This window comes from Saccharopolyspora rectivirgula DSM 43747 (assembly GCF_000497205.1).
Lineage (GTDB): Bacteria > Actinomycetota > Actinomycetes > Mycobacteriales > Pseudonocardiaceae > Saccharopolyspora > Saccharopolyspora rectivirgula.
In genome coordinates this window covers 16984-34264 of sequence record NZ_AYJW01000042.1, presented here as the reverse complement: position 1 = coordinate 34264, position 17281 = coordinate 16984, and the positions used below count along the sequence as shown (strand labels likewise).

The 17281-nt window shown below is 69.9% G+C and carries 17 protein-coding genes; 13 read left to right on the top strand and 4 right to left on the bottom strand.

All coding sequences use genetic code 11. From position 1 onward, the window contains the following. From SREC43747_RS0112780 to SREC43747_RS0112765, 4 genes are all read left to right on the top strand, one after another. Positions 1 to 546 (top strand): Hsp70 family protein (locus SREC43747_RS0112780; protein WP_029721657.1); only part of this gene is annotated, 546 nt, incomplete at its 5' end. Beyond that, positions 543 to 1283 carry a nucleotide exchange factor GrpE gene (grpE, locus tag SREC43747_RS0112775; RefSeq protein ID WP_037331907.1) on the top strand — a complete coding sequence of 247 codons (741 nt, stop codon included), beginning with the start codon at positions 543 to 545 and terminating at the stop codon, positions 1281 to 1283. The genes SREC43747_RS0112780 and grpE, both read left to right, overlap by 4 nt. Before the next feature lie 25 nt (positions 1284 to 1308). Next, positions 1309 to 2466: a molecular chaperone DnaJ gene (dnaJ, locus tag SREC43747_RS0112770; RefSeq protein WP_029721655.1), complete on the top strand. Its 1158-nt coding sequence runs from the start codon at positions 1309 to 1311 to the stop codon at positions 2464 to 2466. Positions 2467 to 2469: 3 nt separating this feature from the next. Continuing rightward, positions 2470 to 2937, top strand: coding sequence for a heat shock protein transcriptional repressor HspR (locus tag SREC43747_RS0112765; protein ID WP_408005208.1), 468 nt, complete (start codon positions 2470 to 2472; stop codon positions 2935 to 2937). Between the two features lie 78 nt (positions 2938 to 3015). Here SREC43747_RS0112765 and SREC43747_RS0112760 read toward each other — a convergent pair whose 3' ends face one another. Continuing rightward, on the bottom strand, positions 3016 to 4194 hold the full coding sequence (locus SREC43747_RS0112760) for an FAD-binding oxidoreductase (RefSeq protein ID WP_236623166.1): 1179 nt from the start codon (positions 4192 to 4194) through the stop codon (positions 3016 to 3018). 264 nt (positions 4195 to 4458) lie between these two features. On the opposite strand from SREC43747_RS0112760, the gene SREC43747_RS0112755 reads away from it, so the two are divergent. From SREC43747_RS0112755 to SREC43747_RS0112715, 9 genes are all read left to right on the top strand, one after another. Then, positions 4459 to 4968, top strand: coding sequence for a MarR family winged helix-turn-helix transcriptional regulator (locus SREC43747_RS0112755; RefSeq protein WP_081722570.1), 510 nt, complete (start codon positions 4459 to 4461; stop codon positions 4966 to 4968). Between the two features lie 154 nt (positions 4969 to 5122). Then, on the top strand, positions 5123 to 5620 hold the full coding sequence (locus tag SREC43747_RS0112750) for a MarR family winged helix-turn-helix transcriptional regulator (RefSeq protein WP_236623165.1): 498 nt from the start codon (positions 5123 to 5125) through the stop codon (positions 5618 to 5620). After that, entirely contained in the window at positions 5617 to 8217 is a 2601-nt protein-coding gene (locus SREC43747_RS0112745; protein ID WP_029721650.1) for an MFS transporter, read from the top strand. The genes SREC43747_RS0112750 and SREC43747_RS0112745 overlap by 4 nt, the downstream gene beginning before the upstream one ends. Next, the gene (locus SREC43747_RS0112740; protein WP_236623164.1) at positions 8214 to 9104 is read left to right on the top strand and encodes a YceI family protein; all 891 of its coding nucleotides are present in this window, start codon (positions 8214 to 8216) and stop codon (positions 9102 to 9104) included. Before SREC43747_RS0112745 ends, SREC43747_RS0112740 begins: the two co-directional genes overlap by 4 nt. 277 nt (positions 9105 to 9381) lie before the next feature. Continuing rightward, the gene (gene clpB / locus SREC43747_RS0112735) at positions 9382 to 11967 is read left to right on the top strand and encodes an ATP-dependent chaperone ClpB (protein ID WP_029721648.1); all 2586 of its coding nucleotides are present in this window, start codon (positions 9382 to 9384) and stop codon (positions 11965 to 11967) included. Positions 11968 to 12189: 222 nt separating this feature from the next. Beyond that, a complete protein-coding gene (locus tag SREC43747_RS0112730; RefSeq protein WP_029721647.1) occupies positions 12190 to 12936 on the top strand; it encodes a TtfA family protein in 747 nt (248 codons plus the stop codon). 60 nt (positions 12937 to 12996) lie between these two features. Next, on the top strand, positions 12997 to 13770 hold the full coding sequence (locus SREC43747_RS0112725) for an SDR family NAD(P)-dependent oxidoreductase (protein WP_029721646.1): 774 nt from the start codon (positions 12997 to 12999) through the stop codon (positions 13768 to 13770). Between the two features lie 51 nt (positions 13771 to 13821). Then, the gene (gene pyrE, locus SREC43747_RS0112720) at positions 13822 to 14370 is read left to right on the top strand and encodes an orotate phosphoribosyltransferase (RefSeq protein ID WP_029721645.1); all 549 of its coding nucleotides are present in this window, start codon (positions 13822 to 13824) and stop codon (positions 14368 to 14370) included. Next, positions 14367 to 15011: a TrmH family RNA methyltransferase gene (locus SREC43747_RS0112715; RefSeq protein ID WP_029721644.1), complete on the top strand. Its 645-nt coding sequence runs from the start codon at positions 14367 to 14369 to the stop codon at positions 15009 to 15011. Before pyrE ends, SREC43747_RS0112715 begins: the two co-directional genes overlap by 4 nt. 81 nt (positions 15012 to 15092) lie before the next feature. Here the strand turns inward: SREC43747_RS0112715 and SREC43747_RS0112710 are convergent, their stop codons facing one another. From SREC43747_RS0112710 to nagA, 3 genes are all read right to left on the bottom strand, one after another. Further along, a complete protein-coding gene (locus SREC43747_RS0112710; protein ID WP_029721643.1) occupies positions 15093 to 15770 on the bottom strand; it encodes a DedA family protein in 678 nt (225 codons plus the stop codon). Positions 15771 to 15859: 89 nt separating this feature from the next. Next, the gene (locus SREC43747_RS0112705) at positions 15860 to 16042 is read right to left on the bottom strand and encodes a hypothetical protein (protein WP_051387991.1); all 183 of its coding nucleotides are present in this window, start codon (positions 16040 to 16042) and stop codon (positions 15860 to 15862) included. 23 nt (positions 16043 to 16065) lie between these two features. Continuing rightward, complete coding sequence (nagA, locus tag SREC43747_RS0112700; RefSeq protein WP_081722567.1) at positions 16066 to 17253, bottom strand: N-acetylglucosamine-6-phosphate deacetylase; 1188 nt, start codon at positions 17251 to 17253, stop codon at positions 16066 to 16068. Between the last annotated feature and the right edge of the window lie 28 nt (positions 17254 to 17281).

The window sequence follows — 17281 nt, the reverse complement described above, 5'->3', positions numbered from 1 at the left end:
GGCGTGCCGCAGATCGAGGTCACCTTCGACATCGACGCCAACGGCATCGTGCACGTCTCGGCCACGGACAAGGGCACCGGCAAGGAGCAGTCGATGACCATCACCGGTGGCTCGGCGCTCCCGAAGGAAGACATCGAGCGGATGATCAAGGACGCCGAGGCCCACGCCGAGGAGGACAAGCGGCGTCGCGAGGAGGCCGAGGCCCGCAACCAGGCCGAGTCGATGGTCTACCAGACCGAGAAGGTCCTCAAGGACAACGACGAGAAGTTGCCGTCCGAGGTCAAGGACAAGGTCAACGCCGCCATCAAGGACGTCAACGAGGCCCTCAAGGGCGACGACGTCTCGGCGATCAAGTCGGCGGTTGAGAAGCTGGCCACCGAGTCGCAGGCTTTGGGGCAGGCGCTGTACGCCGACGCCGGGGCGAACGCGGCCGGTGCCGGCGCCGGTGCGGACAGCGGGTCGGCCGGTAGTTCTTCCAGCTCGGCGAACAACGACGACGTGGTGGACGCTGAGATCGTCGACGAGGACGACGAGAAGAAGAAGTGACGGCGGACGACTCCGACATGGCCCAGAACGACAACGAGCAGGAACCGGTGGTTGTCCGGGACCGGCGGCGCATCGACCCGGTCACCGGACAACTCCGGAACCCGGTGAATGGAGATGATCCGGTGGCCGACGAGCAGCAAGCGAAGCCCGAGGCGCAGCAGGGCGAGCCGGCGCCGGAACCCGGTGCGGAAGCACCGGCCGAGCAGCCCGCCGCGGGCTCGGAAGCCCAAGCGGAGCTGCAGAAGCGGGTCGACGAGCTGACCGAGGACCTCAAGCGGGTCACCGCCGAGTACGCCAACTACCGCAAGCGGGTGGAACGCGACCGCGAGGCAATGGTGCTCTCGGCGAAGGCCTCGCTGGCCGGTGAGCTGCTGATGGTGCTCGACGACCTGGAGCGCGCCGAGGCCCACGGGGACCTGACCGGTGCCTTCAAGGCCGTCGCGGACAAGCTGGTCAACACGCTGAACTCGGCCGGCTTGGAAGCGTTCGGCGAGGAAGGCGACGAGTTCGACCCGTCGGTGCACGAGGCGGTGCAGCACAGCACCTCCCCGGAGGTCTCCGGCCCGACGGTGACCGCCGTGCTGCGGCGGGGCTACCGCTTCGGCGACCGGGTGCTGCGGCCGGCCATGGTCGCGGTCACCGACCACGAGCCGGCTGGTTCTGCGGAGCAGGAGCAGTCCGGAGCTGCCGAGCAGGAGCAGGCCAGGGCTGCCGATGAGTCGGCGGAACAGGATTGATCAGGGCTGAAAGGAGGGACGTCCGGTGAGCGCGCGGGAATGGTTGGACAAGGATTTCTACGCCGAGCTGGGCGTCTCTCCTGACGCTTCCCAGGAGGAGATCAAGAAGGCGTACCGCAAGCTGGCCCGGGAGAACCACCCGGACGCCAACCCCGGAAACGCCCAGGCGGAAGCCAAGTTCAAGGCGATTTCGGAAGCTTACGGGGTGCTCTCCGACCCGGAGAAGCGCAGGCAGTACGACGAAGCCCGGCGGCTGTTCGGTTCCGGGGGCTTCTCCGGAACCGGGGGGTTCGGCGGTTTCGGCGGCCCGGGTGCCGGTGGGTTCGACATCGGCGACCTGTTCGGCCAGACCGGAGCCGGCGGCCTCGGCGACCTGTTCGGCAACCTGTTCGGCAACCGGCGCGGGGCGGGCACCGCGAACCGGCCGCGGCGCGGGGCCGACGTGGAGACCGAGGTCCGGATCGACTTCACCGAGGCGGTGCGCGGGGCCACCGTTCCGCTGCGGCTGTCCAGCCCCGCCACGTGCGGCACCTGTCGCGGCTCCGGCGCCAAGCCGGGCACCCGCACCCACATCTGCCCGACGTGCGCGGGCGCCGGGCTGGTCACCCGCAACCAGGGCGCGTTCGCCTTCAGCGAGCCGTGCCCGGACTGCCGGGGACGCGGTCAGATTATCGACACCCCGTGCCCGGAGTGCCGCGGGGAAGGGGTGAGCACGCGGAGCCGCACCCTGACCGTTCGGATTCCGCCTGGTGTGGACGACGGGCAGCGCATCCGGTTGGCCGGCCAGGGCGAGCCGGGGCGCAACGGGGCCGCTGCCGGCGACCTGTACGTGGTCGTGCACGTCAGCCCGCACAAGGTGTTCGGACGTTCCGGTGATGATCTCACCCTGACCGTTCCGGTCACCTTCCCGGAGTTGGCCCTGGGCACTAGGGTGACGGTGCCGACTTTGGACGGGAAGGTCACGTTGCGGGTCGCGCCGGGCACCAGCAACGGCCGCACCTTCCGGGTGCGTGGTGAGGGTGTGCGGAAGAAGGACGGCAGCCGCGGGGATCTCCTGGTGACGTTGCAGGTCGCCGTTCCGTCCAAACTGGATGGGAAGGCGGCCAGAGCTCTGGAGGAGTACGCCAAGGCGACCGCCGACCAGGACCCGCGTCGGGAGCTGAACGAGATGCTCGGGAGGTAGTCCATGGCCCGTCGTCGCACGTCGCAGCCAGGTATGCCGCTCGGGTCGGTGGGATTTCCGCCGGGCACCGATGAGAACACCCCCATGTTCGTCATCTCGGTGGCGGCGGAAATGGCCGGCTTGCACGCCCAGACGCTGCGCAGTTACGACCGGATGGGCCTGGTGTCTCCCGGCCGCACTCCCGCCGGCGGTCGCCGGTACTCCTTGCGCGACATCGCCCTGCTGCGGGAGGTCCAGCGGCTCTCCCAGGAAGAAGGCGTCAACCTCGCCGGGATCAAGCGGATCATCGAGCTGGAGAACGAGCTCGTCGAACTCCGCGCGAAGGTCCAGGAGCTGACCGAGGAGCTCGCCGCCGCGCACGCCGCGGCGGAGCAGGCCGCGGCGCAGGTGCACGCCTCCTACCGCCGGGACCTGGTGCCGGTCCGCCAGGAAACCGCGCTGGTGGTCTGGAAGCCGCACCGCAAGAGGTGATCCGGTCCTGCTGCTCGGCTGAGCCGGCACCCGCTGGCGAATCCTGATCGGAGGGATTCGCGACCAGCGGGTGCCGGCTCAGTCCGTTGTGAACGGGTCGTAGCGGATGTGGTCGAGCGGGGTGCCCGCCACCAGCAGTCGGGAGATCGTCGCCCGGATCATCTCCGGAGAACCGCTGACCAGCACGTCCCGGTCTTCCCAGGCCCCGTGCTTGGTCACCGCTTCGGCCAGGGTCCCGGACTCGGCGCCGTAAACGGTGTCCGCGCCGGTCTCCACCACCGGGGTCACCGTCAACCACGGGTTGCTCACCATCACCTGCTGCATGGCTTCCAGGTCGTAGAGGTCTTCCGGGGTGCGGCCGCCGTAGAACAGGTGCACGTTCGGGTTGGTGCCGTACTGGGCGAGGTCCTGGATGATGGCCCGCATCGGGGCCAGGCCGGTGCCGCCGGCGATCATCAGGACGTCGGGGCTGTTCTCCCGGTCCACCGTCATCCGGCCCATCGGGGCGCCGATCCGCCACTGGTCACCGGGGCGGGTGTGGTGCACCAGGGCGCGGCTGACCCAGCCGCCTTGGACCGCGCGCACGTGGAATTCCAGCAGCCCGTCCTCGTCCGGGGCGTTGGCCGGGGACAGGTAGCGCCACAGCCGGGGGCGCTGCGGTGTTTCCACGCTCACGTACTGGCCCGGCGCGTAGGGCACCGGGTATTCGGTGCGGATCCGGATCACCGCGATGTCCCAGCTGAGCCGCTGGTGGTCGATGACTTCGCCGTTGTACCAGGCGGGGCCGGGGTCGTTGGACGCGGCTTCGGTCATGGCGGAGGCCATCACGGTGTAGGCCTCGGCCCACGCCCGCTCCACCTGCGGGGTCCAGGCGTCCCCGGAGTACTTCTTGATCGCCGCCAGCAGTGCGGTGCCCACCGCTTCGTAGTGGCTGGTCACCACGCCGAACTTGCGGTGGTCGCGGCCGAGCTGGTGGAGGAACGGCAGCAGCTCGTCCGGCCGGTCGACCATCTGGATGAAGTGCGCCAGGGCGCGCAGCAGCCTGTTGCGCTGCGTCTCCAGGTTGATCGGGAACATCTCCCGGGTTTGCGGGGAGATGCTGAACAGGATGCTGTAGAAGTACCTGGTGGCCTCCTCGGCCTGCGGTTCGACCACAGCCCAGCTCTCGCGGATCAGCCGGACCATCCGGGCGACACCGCTGGAGGGTGCCTCGTCGTTCGGGGAGGGGTCGGGAGTGGGTACGGCGTTGGCTGTCATTTTTCGGCTGCAGTCTTCTCCATGCTGGCGGTTGTGCTGACCGGCGCACCTGGCTCCCCGACTACGGGAGACCATAGTGGCTGTTGAGCTCGGTGTATCCCTTGATGCCACCTTCAGGTGTCCCAGGATTCCCAGTTGTAGATGATGCACGGTTTTCGCCGGCCGGAGCGGGATGCGCAGAGCAATGTCCAGCACACCTGCGGGGTGGTCCCGGGCCCGGGCCGGCGTCCGCCGGTCGTCCGGGCTTTCCTAGAGTTGGACGAAATGGGCACCGGCGGAGCGGAGCGAGCGGTCGTGGTCGAGCAGGGCGAAGAGCAGCGCAACGGCGAACTCGGTGGCTCCCCGGAGCGCAGCGCGGCTGCCGAGTCGGTGGAGCGGGAGTTGATGCTGCTGTTCCGGCGGGCTCGCAGCCTCTCCGCGACGGCGGCCGCTGTGGTGCACCCCAAGCTCGATCCCGCTTCCTACGCGCTGCTGCTGTTGATCCAGGACGCTGGTCCGCTGCGCGGGATGGACCTGGCCGAGCGCACCGGGCTGGACAAGTCCACCATCAGCCGGCAGTTGGCGAGCCTGGTGGAGCTGGGCCTGCTGGAGCGGGTGCCGGACCCGGACGACCGCCGGGCGCGGTTGCTGCAGCTCTCCGAGGAGGGGCAGCAGCGGTTGGCGCACGCCCGGGCCGTCCGCAGCAAGCACTTGCGCAAGCGGTTCGCCGACTGGCCGACGCACGACCTGCGGGAGCTGGCCCGGCTGTTGAGCAGGCTGAACGACTTCTTCTGACGGGCTGAACGCCGCTCCCCGGTTCTCTTCGGCGGGCTGCTCGCCCACCGGGGCCGCCCGCGCCAACCCCTCGTCGTGAATCAGAACACATTTCAAAAATAAGTTGCCGAGTGCAACTAACAATTCTTATAGTTGTGTTCAGCAACCAAATGAAATGGGCGACATGGGGCCGAAGATAGAAACCTGCGAGGAGTTCCTGCGCCCGTTCCGAGCTCTGCTGGGAGTCAAGCAAGCTGCGGTGCATCGCCACTTCAGCTCCGAGATCCCCTATGCGGCGGGAAGTCTGCTCGCCGAACTCGTGATCCGCGGGGAGTGCCGCGCCAGCGAGCTCGCTCAGCACCGGGTCGTCGACGCCTCGGTGGTGAGCCGGCAACTGAGCCAGCTCGAACAAGCAGGTCTGATCACCCGTCGACCGGACCCCGCCGATCGTCGGGTGTCGCTGCTGCGAGCGACCGAAGCCGGCGAACGGGCGGTCGCGGAACTGGAACGCCGCAAAGCCAAGGTCCTTCAGGCCGCGTTGTCCGATTGGAAGGACGACGAGGTCCTCGAACTGGGCAAATTGCTGGAAAGAGCAATGTCGGACATTCGCCGTTACCTGATCGACAGGGCGGAGGACGGCAGCGAGCCGTCGGTGAAGGAAGGAGCTCGATGACCAACGCGACGGTCCGGGAAGCCGTTGCGGATTCAGCGGAGGACGCGCCGCAGGATCCGCGAACTTCCTCGGAATCGCCGATGACGCAGCGCCAGATCATGCGGGCGATGTGGGGGCTGGTGCTGGCACTGCTGGTCGCGGTGCTCAGCTCGACGATCGTTTCGAACGCCCTGCCCGTCATCATCGCTGATCTGGAGGGCACCCAGCGGCAGTACACCTGGGTGGTCACGGCGATGCTGCTGACCTCCACCGCCAGCACGCCGATCTGGGGCAAGCTCTCCGACCTGTTCAGCAAGAAGCTGCTGTACCAGTTGGCCATCGTGATCTTCATGGCCGGCTCGGTGCTGGGCGGCTTCTCGCAGTCGATGGAGTGGCTGATCGGTTTCCGCGCCCTGCAGGGCATCGGCATGGGCGGTCTTCAGGCGCTGGCGCAGGTCGTCATCGCCGCGATGGTTCCGCCGCGGGACCGCGGCCGCTACAGCGGTTTCATCGGGGCGGCGTTCGCCGTCGCGACCGTCAGCGGTCCGCTGCTGGGCGGGCTGATCGTGGACGTGGACTGGCTGGGTTGGCGCTGGTGCTTCTGGATCACCGTGCCGATCGCGCTGCTCGCGATGGTCGTGCTGGGGGCCACGCTGAAGCTGCCGGTCGTCAAGCGCCCGGTGAAGATCGACTGGTTCGGCGCCCTGTTCCTGGTCGGCGGCGTGAGCCTGCTGCTGGTGTGGGTGTCGCTGGCCGGCAACGAGTTCGACTGGTGGTCGGCCGAGACCGGCTACTACGTCGGCGCCGGTGTGGTCATGCTGGTCATCGCCGTGATCATCGAGTCCAAGTTCAGCGAGCCGATCGTGCCGTTGAACATGTTCCGCAACTCGGTGATCACCCTGGCCACGATCGGCATGGTCGCCGTCGGTACCGCGATGTTCGGCGGTGCGGTCTTCCTCGGCCAGTACTTCCAGATCTCCCGGGGCTACACGCCCACCGAGGCCGGTCTGATGACCCTGCCGATGGTGCTCGGGATGTTCCTGTCCACCACCATCTCCGGTCTGGTCATCTCCAAGTTCACCGGCAAGATCAAGCCGTTCCTGGTCGCCGGCTCCATCGTGATGATCGCGGCCATGGGGCTGCTGAGCACCATGGACCACGAGACCGACCTGGTCCTGGTCGGCTGCTACCTGGCGCTGATGGGCATCGGCGTCGGCATGCTGATGCAGAACCTGGTGCTGGCCGTGCAGAACTCGGCCAAGGACAGGGACATGGGGTCGGTCACCTCGGTGGCCACCTTCTTCCGGACCCTCGGTGGTTCGGCCGGTGTCTCGGTGCTCGGCGCGGTCCTGGCCAACAAGGTCGGCGACTACGTCCAGGAGGGCTTGTCCAAGCTCCCGGGCATGCCGCCGCAGGCGGCCGGTGAGACCGGCGGGGGGTCGCTGGACGTGGCCAGCCTCCCGGAGCCGATCCAGACGATCGTCCGGGCGGCCTACGGCGACGCGATCGGTGACATCTTCTTCATCTCCGCCTGCATCTCGGTGGTGACGCTGGTCGCGGTGGTGTTCATCAAGGAGGTGCCGCTGCGCACCAAGATCGACGTGCACGAGGAACAGGAGTCCGCGGTGACTGCCGAGAAGGCTGTGGAGAAGTCCCCACAACCTGTGGATAACTTGGCTGCCAACACCTCGGCAGGGGGAGGCAAAACACCGGCTAGCAGTACACAAACGCAGCCGATCGCGGCCGTTGCCAATGGTGTGGATAACTCTGCGAACAACGGTTCGGGTTCCGCGTCGCGGGCCCCGCGGCACGCGCTGGTCACCGGCGACCTGCGGGACACCGGCGGCGAGAACGGCGGCGGACTGTTCGTGCACGGCACGGTGAACGACTCCGCCGGCACCCCGGTGCCGGGAGCCGTGCTCACCCTGACCGACGCCAACGGGCGCCAGGTGGAGCGCACCCGCACCGACAGCGCCGGCGAGTTCCGGCTCGACGTCCCGCACGGCGGCACCTACGTGCTGATCGCCTCCGGCGGCAGCTACCAGCCGAGCGCGTCGATGGTCGTGGTGGCCGACCGGCCGGTGCGGCACGACGTGCGGATGATCGGGGCCGGCGAGCTGACCGGTCTGGTGCACGCCAGCGACCAACCGGTCGCCGACGCCACCGTGGTGCTCACCGACGTCCGCGGGGAAGTCGTGGCCACCACCACCACGGGGTCGGACGGCCGCTACCGGCTCGCCGACCTGGTTGGTGGCGACTACGCGCTCACCGTCACCGCCCCCGCCTACCGACCGGTGGCCACTCCGGTCACCGTGGCCGACGGGGAGCGGGTCACCTTGGACGTGGCCATGCAGGGCGGCGTCCAGCTCACCGGTGTGGTCCGCTCGGCCAACCTCGGCGTCGCCATTCCCGACGCCCGGGTGACCTTGCTGGACGAGAACGGCGGAGTGGTCGCCGTGACCACCACCGACACCGAGGGCCGGTACGTCTTCACCGACCTCCCGGACGGCGACTACACGGTGATCGCCACCGGCTACCCGCCGGCTGCTTCCGCGCTGCGGCTGTCCGGTGAGCAAGGAACCCACGACATCGAACTCGGCTACCCGGAGGGTGAATGACCCTGGTGCACGGGGAGTCGAGCAACGGCGGGGCAATGGAGGACAGCGAAATGCAGGAGGGCCGGGTAATGACGAACTCGGCGGCCGGGGCGGTCACCGCCACGGTTTGTTCCGGAGATGGCTGGCCGGTGCCGGAAGCCGTGCTGACCGTCATCGACAGCACGGGCACGCAAGCCGCCCGGGTGCAGGGCGATGCTTCCGGCACGGTGGTGGCGTCCCAGCTCGAGCCCGGGACCTACACCGCGATCATCACCGCGGTCGGGTTCGAGCCGGCTGCCCGCACCGCTCTGGTGCAGCAGGGGTGCGCGGCCTCGCTGGGCACGGTCGAGCTGCGCCGCAGCGGTGGGGCCGACCTGCCCGCCCCCGGGTTGTGGAAGATCGACCCCGTGCACTCCTCGATCCGGGCCACCGCCCGGCACCTGGGGATCAGCAGCATCCACGGCCGGTTCACCGAGTTCGCGGGGGACGTGCGCATCGGTGCTCCGATCGAGGACTCCTCGATCGCCGTCGCGATCCAGGCGGCCAGCATCGACACCGCGAACCGGATGCGGGACGAGCACCTGCGCAACGAGGACTTCCTCAACGTGGCGCAGTACCCGGAGATCACCTTCCGCTCCACCCGCATCCGGCCCCGGGGCGGGGACCGCTGGGACATCGAGGGCGAGCTGACGCTCCGGGGCGTCACCAAGCCGGTGCTGCTGGACACCAAGTTCGGCGGGGTCACCGAAGACCCGTGGGGCGGTGTCCGGGCGTCCGCGTCGGCCACCACCCAGCTGCGCCGGGACGATTTCGAGATCACCTACAACCAAGCGCTGGCCAGCGGACTGGCCGCCATCGGGACCAGCCTCAAGGTCGAGCTGGACATCCAGGCGGTCAAGTCCGATTGACCGGGGGTGAATCAGTCCACGGGGACTGATCGGGGGTAATGCCGGAGGGTCGTGGTTTCGCAGACCACGGCCCTCCGGCTCTTTTCCGCACCGCTGCGGAGACCGGAAGCTGCGAAGAGGGGGCTTCCGGTGCCGCGCGTCCGGTGCCGGTTCCGGTGGCGATCCAGCAGAATGTGCCGCGTATCACGGAAAAGTTTTGACTTGAGTGGAACAGGCTCAACTTTCCTTACGTTGGAGAGGACAGAAGGGCTGAATGCAGGGCTCGACGAGGTGAGTGATGGACGCGTTTAACCCGACAACCAAGACCCAGCAGGCGATCTCTTCCGCGGTGCAGGCCGCCACCGTCGCCGGCAACCCGGACGTCGGCTCCGCGCACCTGCTCGGTGCTCTGCTCGCCCAGAGCGACGGGATCACCGCGCCGCTGCTGTCCGCGGTGGGCGCCGACCCGGCGGAAGTGCGCCGCGAGCTCGACCAGATCCTCAACTCGTTGCCCAGCGCCAGCGGTTCCACCGTGGCCGCGCCCCAGTTCTCCCGCGACGCGGCCAAAGTCCTCTCGCACGCCCAGCAGCTGGCGACCGAGATGGGCGACGAGTACGTGTCCACCGAGCACCTGCTGGTCGGCCTGGCCGCCGAGGGCGATCGGGTCGCCGACCTGCTGCGCAAGCACGGCGCTTCCCCGGACGCCCTGAAGGAGGCGTTCACCAAGGTCCGCGGCTCCGCGCGGGTGACCAGCCCCGACCCCGAAGGGACCTACAACGCGCTGGAGAAGTACGGCAGCGACCTCACCGAGCGGGCCCGCAAGGGCGAACTCGACCCGGTGATCGGGCGGGACGCCGAGATCCGCCGGGTGGTGCAGGTGCTCTCCCGGCGCACCAAGAACAACCCGGTGCTGATCGGTGAGCCCGGCGTCGGCAAGACCGCCATCGTGGAAGGCCTCGCCCAGCGCATCGTCGCCGGTGACGTGCCGGAATCGCTGCGCGGCAAGCGGGTCGTGGCGCTGGACCTGGGCGCCATGGTCGCCGGCGCCAAGTACCGCGGCGAGTTCGAGGAACGGCTCAAAGCGGTGCTGAAGGAGATCACCGAATCGGCCGGGCAGATCATCACCTTCATCGACGAGCTGCACACCATCGTCGGCGCGGGCGCCACCGGCGAGAGCGCGATGGACGCCGGCAACATGATCAAGCCGATGCTGGCCCGCGGCGAACTGCGCATGGTCGGCGCCACCACGCTCGACGAGTACCGGGAGCACATCGAGACCGACGCCGCCCTGGAGCGCCGCTTCCAGCAGGTCCTGGTGGGCGAGCCCAGCCCGGAGGACACCGTGGCGATCCTGCGCGGCCTCAAGGAGCGCTACGAGGTGCACCACGGGGTGCGGATCACCGACGGTGCGCTGGTCGCGGCCGCCACCCTCTCCGACCGGTACATCACCGCGCGGTACCTGCCGGACAAGGCGATCGACCTGGTCGACGAGGCGGCGTCCCGGCTGCGCATGGAGATCGACTCGCGCCCGGTGGAGATCGACGAGGTCGAGCGCGCCGTCCGCCGGATGGAGATCGAGGAGATGGCGCTGGAGAAGGAAGAGGATCCGGCGTCGAAGGAGCGGCTGGCCGCGCTGCGCGGCGAGCTCGCCGACAAGCGGGAGCGGCTGGCGGAGCTCACCGCCCGGTGGCAGCGCGAGAAGGAGTCCATCGACAAGGTCCGCGACCTGAAGACCCAGCTGGAGCAGCTGCGCGGCGAGTCGGAGCGGGCCGAGCGGGACGGTGATCTCGGCAAGGCCGCCGAGCTGCGCTACGGGCGCATCCCGGCCTTGGAGAAGGAGCTCGAGGCGGCCACCCAGGAGCAGAGCGAGCAGAAGGCGATGCTGCAGGAGGAGGTCACCGCGGACGACGTCGCCGACGTGGTGAGCTCCTGGACCGGGATTCCCGCCGGGCGGCTGCTGGAAGGCGAGACCACCAAGCTGCTGCGGATGGAGGAGGCGCTGACGTCCCGGGTGGTCGGGCAGGAGGAAGCGGTCCGCGCCGTGTCGGACGCGGTGCGCCGCGCCCGCGCCGGCGTGTCCGACCCGGACCGGCCGACCGGTTCGTTCATGTTCCTCGGGCCCACCGGTGTCGGCAAGACCGAGCTGGCGAAGGCGCTGGCCGAGTTCCTGTTCGACGACGAGCGGGCGATGATCCGCATCGACATGAGCGAGTACGCCGAGAAGCACTCGGTGGCGCGGCTGGTCGGCGCTCCGCCCGGGTACGTGGGCTACGACCAGGGCGGTCAGCTGACCGAGTCGGTCCGCCGCCGCCCCTACTCGGTGGTGCTGTTCGACGAGGTGGAGAAGGCGCACGCCGACGTCTTCGACGTCCTGCTGCAGGTGCTCGACGACGGCCGGCTGACCGACGGCCAAGGCCGGACGGTGGACTTCCGCAACACCATCCTGGTGCTCACCTCCAACCTCGGCTCGCAGGCGATCGCCGACCCGAACCTGTCCGAGGGGGAGCGGGACGAAGCCGTGATGTCGGTGGTGCGCGGCCACTTCAAACCGGAGTTCCTGAACCGGTTGGACGACATCGTGGTGTTCCACTCGCTGTCCACGTCGGAGCTGACCTCCATCGTGGACATCCAGGTGGGACGGTTGGCGAAGCGCCTGGCGCAGCGCAGGCTCACGCTGGACGTGCAGCCGGCGGCCCGCGACTGGCTGGCGCTCAACGGCTACGACCCGGTCTACGGCGCCCGGCCGCTGCGCCGACTGGTGCAGAGCGCCATCGGCGACCAGCTGGCGAAGAAGCTCCTCTCCGGGGAGATCAAGGAGGGGGACAAGGTGGTCGTCGACGTCACCGACGACAACGACAAGCTCACCGTCGAGCCCGCCAGCTGATCCCGCGGGCGCGCCGGGGAGCCCCCGCCGGTGGCGGACCGCCTGCGCGGTCCGCCACCGGCGTGTCCGGGTGAGCTGCTGCGCCGAACCGGTCCTCGCAGCACTGTGCGCTGGGCGGAACCTCCCCGCCGCCCTCTTCGGGGACTCAGCCGAACGAGGGGTTCAGCGTGTACCGACGAGGTGATCTTCGCGTTCAGCGTTGATCGGACTACCCTGCGCAGTGTGGGCATACCTGCATGGCTGTGGTTCGTCATCGCTGTCGTTGCAACAGGTGCGGGCATCGCGCTGCTGATCACCGACCGGTCGCAGCGAGGTGGCAGCAACCGGGAGCGGCGTCGCTGGGCGACGCTGCGCGGATGGCAGTTCGCCGAGGTGGACCGGGTGCTGCCGACCCGCTGGGAGCACGGTGTGCTGGCGCAGGCCAGTGGTGCGGTGGCCACCGACGTGGTGGCCGGCTCCACGTTCACCGCTGACGGCCGGCGCCAGGTCTACGTGCTCGACCTGGAGATCAACGGGCGCACCGACTCGGTCATCGCCGCCATGCGGTGCCGCGGACCGGTCCCCGCCCTGGTCGAGATGTGGGTCCCGGACGTCCCGGTGCCGCAGGACTCCGGCCTGGACCTGCTCGGCCCGGTCGGCTCCCGGTACGCGTTCGTCACCGACCTGGCCAAGGCCCGCCCGCTGGTGAAGAACCCGGACCTGGTCGCGGCGGTCGAGGAGATCGGCTCCGACGCCCTCGTGGTGTGGCTGGAGAACGACTGGGTGCTGGCCGCCCTGGACCCCGGCGACGCCGAACCGGAGCGGCTGGAGAACCTGCTGCGCGGCCTCGGCGAGCTCGCCGACGTGATCGACCCGTTCGACCGCGACCCCGACGAGGCCGCGGGGACCGCCGCGGAGGGAGAACCGTCCGACCGGTCCGAACCGGACCCCGAGCGGTCCGAGCGGGAGACCGCGGCCACCGAGAGCTGACCCGCCCCGAGCCCGCACCGCCGTCTCCGGCGATCACTCGCAGTCAGATAGGTTCGCGCTATGCCTACCGCACTCGTAACGGGAGCCACCTCCGGCATCGGCCGGGCGTTCTCCCGTCGACTGGCCGCAGAAGGCCACGACATGGTGTTAGTGGCGCGTGACGAGGAACGGCTCGACGAGCTCGCCGAGCGACTGCGCTCCAGGCACGGCGTCCAGGTCGAAGTGCTGCCCGCCGACCTGGCGGACGACGCGCAGCTGGCCAAGGTGGCCGACCGGCTCGCCGACGCGGACCGCCCGGTGGACGTGCTGGTCAACAACGCCGGTTTCGGCACCGGGGGAGCGTTCTGGGAGAACGACGGCGAGCTGCTGCAGCGGCAGCTGAAGGTCAACGTGGCCGCTGTCCTCCGGCTCACCCACGCCGCGGTGCCCGGGATGCGCGAGCGCGGCCGCGGCGACGTGATCAACGTGTCCAGCGTCGCCTCGTTCTTCGCGGTGTCCGGCTCCACCTACATGGCCACCAAGGCGTACGTGACCGCGCTCAGCGAGGGGTTGTCCGTCGCGCTGGCCGGGACCGGGGTGCGGGTGATGGCGCTGTGCGCCGGTTTCACCCAGACCGAGTTCCACCAGCGGGCCGGGCTGGACATGAAGCGCTTGCCGAAGGCCTTCTGGTTGCAGGCGGACCGGGTGGTGCACGAGGCGCTCGCCGACCTGCGGGCCGGCCGCACCATCTCCATCCCCGGCCTGCAGTACAAGGCGCTGGTGCGGCTGGGGCGCCTGGTGCCGCGGAAGCTGCAGCGCATGATCGTCACCCGCACCGTTCCCGGGCGCACCTGAGGCCCCGCCGCCCCGGAGCGGCCGACGACCGCGGAGGTAAGGTGGGGCTCCGTGGTCAAGGTCGATGAACAGCAGCGCTCCGAACTGGCCGGTCTGGTGCGGGACCTCGCCGTGGTGCACGGCCGGGTCACCCTCTCCTCCGGGAAGGAAGCCGACTACTACGTCGATCTCCGCCGTGCCACCCTGCACCACCGGGCCGCTCCGCTGATCGGGACGCTGCTGCGCCAGTTGACCGCCGACTGGGACTACCAGGCCGTCGGCGGTCTCACCCTGGGCGCCGACCCGGTGGCCACCGCCATGCTGCACGCCTCGGGCGGCGCGCTGGACGCGTTCGTGGTGCGCAAGAACGCCAAGGCGCACGGTCTGCAGCGGCGCATCGAAGGACCGGACGTGGCCGGCCGCCGGGTGTTGGCCGTGGAGGACACCTCCACCACCGGTGGCAGCGTGCTCACCGCGGTGGAGGCGCTGCGGGAAGCGGGAGCCGAGGTCGTCGGGGTGGCGACCGTGGTCGACCGCGACACCGGGGCCAAGGAAGCGATCGAAGCCGCCGGGCTGCCCTACCGTTCGCTGCTCGGCCTGAGCGACCTCGGATTGGCGTGACCGAAGAGATCGGCCCCACCGAATGGGGCACCACGGTTGGCGTGGGCCCGTGGGAGGGTCCGTGGCCGGACGACGACCGGTACGACCCCGAGCTGCTGGAGAACGGCGACCGCCGCAACGTCGTGGACCACTACCGCTACTGGCGGCGCGAGGCGATCGTCGCCGACCTGGACGAGAGGCGGCACGACTTCCACGTGGCCATCGAGAACTTCCAGCACGACCACAACATCGGCACCGTGGTGCGGACCGCGAACGCGTTCGCGGCCAAGGCGGTGCACATCGTCGGCCGCCGCCGCTGGAACCGGCGGGGCGCCATGGTCACCGACCGCTACCAGCACATCCACCACCACCCGGACCTGGATTCGCTTCGGGCCTTCGCCGCGGAGAACGAGCTCGCCCTGGTGGCGGTGGACAACACCCCGGGGGCGCAGCGGTTGGAGCGGGTCGAACTGCCGCGGCGCTGCGTGCTGCTGTTCGGGCAGGAGGGCCCCGGGCTGCGGGAGGAGTCCCGGCAGCAGGCCGACCTGGTGGTCTCGATCGCCCAGTTCGGCTCCACCCGGTCCATCAACGCCGGGGTGGCGGCCGGGATCGTCATGCACACCTGGATCCGCCAGCACGCTTGCCTGGACCGGGCTTGGTGACCGCAGAAGAACGGCGCGCCACCCGGCAGCTGGTGGCGGACCGGGTGGCGCGCGCGGGAGCGGGATGTGCGCTCGGTCGGATCAGGCGGCGTCGCGGGCCTTGGCGCGACGTCCCTTGACGTACTCCACGACGATCGGGATGACCGAGATGACGACGATCGCGATCGCCATCGCTTCCAGGTTGTTCTTGATCCACGGGATGTTGCCGAGGAAGTACCCGAGCAAGGTCATGCTCGCGGTCCACAGCACGGCACCGATCGCCGAGTAGGTGAAGAACTTCTTCTGGTCCATCTTGGCGACCCCGGCGATCGCGGTGATGAACGTGCGCACGATCGGCACGAACCGGGCCAGGATGATCGCTCGGGCGCCGTAGCGGTCGAAGAACTCGTGCGTTTTGTCGACGTGCTCCCGTTTGAACAGCTTGGAATCCGGCTTGTTGAACAGCGCCGGGCCGACCTTGCGGCCGATCCAGTAACCGGTCATGTTGCCCACGAAGGCGCATATCGCCAACAGCAGGCAGACCAGCCAGATCGGGCTGCCCATCGCGCCGGCCGCGGTGAACAGGCCGGCGACGAACAGCAGCGAGTCGCCCGGCAGGAAGAACCCGATCAGGATTCCGCACTCGGCGAAGATGATCAGGCAGACCCCGATCAGGGCGAACGGGCCAAGTGCCCGGATGATGTTTTCCGGATCCAGCCAGGATGGGAGCAGGGCCAGCGCGGTCGTGTGCGCGGCAAGTCCGGGTACTGCGCTCGTCACGCCCGCCAACTTACAGGTTGCCCTCGCGGCGGAACTCGCTGGCGCCCGCAGTGGGCACGGACCAGTGAAAGCCGTGGTGGCGAAGACGATCAGGCGAGCGTGACGACCCCGGCGATCGCGCCGGCGAGCAGGCCGAGCAGCACGGCCAGCACCAGCACCCGGCCCACCGGCAGTCCCCGGGGGCGGGGCTGGTCAGCGGGCGCGACGCGCTCCCCGCCGGCTTGCGCGCGCAGCGCCTCGGCGAGCAGCCTTTCCGGGTCGACCGAACTCACGTTTGCGAGCGTAGCCGCACGGTTCACCGCTGGACCCAGGAACCGTCCTTGAGCACCCCGGTCACCTGCAGCTGCTCGTCCAGCACCACCAGGTCGGCGGCCAGCCCGGGTTCGATCGATCCCGTCACCCCGCCCAGCCCCAGCAGCCGGGCCGGGGTGGTGGACGCCGCCGCGACCGCGTCGGTGATCCCGACCCCGCAGGAGACGACCAGGTTGCGGAACGCCGCGTCCATGGTCAGCGTGCTGCCGGCGAGGGAACCGTCGGCGAGCCGGGCCTGCCCGTCGCGCACCGTGACCGGCAGGTTGCCGAGCCGGTAGGTGCCGTCCCCGGCGTCCGTCGCGCTGATCGCGTCGGTCACCAGCACGGTGCGGCCCGGGCCGGCGTGCTCGGCGGCCAGCCGGACCACCGACGGGTGCAGGTGCACCAGGTCGCAGATCAGCTCGACGGTCACCCGCTGGTCGGTCAGCAAGGTGCCGATCGGTCCGGGTTCCCGGTGGTGCAGCGGGCGCATCCCGTTGAACAGGTGGGTGGCCACGGTCGCGCCGGCCGCGAGCGCCGGCGCCACGTCGGCGAGCGTGGCGTCGGTGTGCCCGATCGCGGCGATGACCCCGTGCGCCACCAACTGCCGGATCGCGGGCACGGAGTTCTCCAGCTCCGGTGCCAGCGTCACCATCCGGACCGCGCCGTCGCCGGCCTCCAGCAGCCGCTGCACGGCCTCGGTCTCCGGCGGGCGCAGCACGTCCGGGTCGTGCGCCCCGCAGCGGGAGCGGGCCAGGAACGGTCCTTCCAGGTGGACGCCGGCCAGCAGGCCGGCGGTGACCAGGTCGCGCAGCGCCCGGATCTGCTCGACCAGCTCGCTGATCGGCGCGGACACCAGGCTGGCCAGCATCGTGGTGGTGCCGTGCGCGCGGTGGGTGGCGACCGCGGTGCGGGCTTGTTCGGCGTCGGCGCTGGTGAACGAACCGCCCCCGCCGCCGTGGCAGTGGACGTCCACGAAGCCCGGCACCAGCCAGCGGCCGTCGAGGTCGGTGGCCGGGCCCGGCGCCGGTCCGGTGCCCACCGCGGCGATCTCGGTGCCCCGCACCTGCACCCAGCCGTTCTCGAGCACCCCCTGCGGGGTGACGACCTTCGCGCCCGCCAGCACGAGCTCGGTCGAGGCCACGGCGCCTCCTCCCCTCGCCGCCCGGTCGCGCTCCGCGACGACCGGCATGTGGTCTGCACCAATTGTGCCGGTTCGC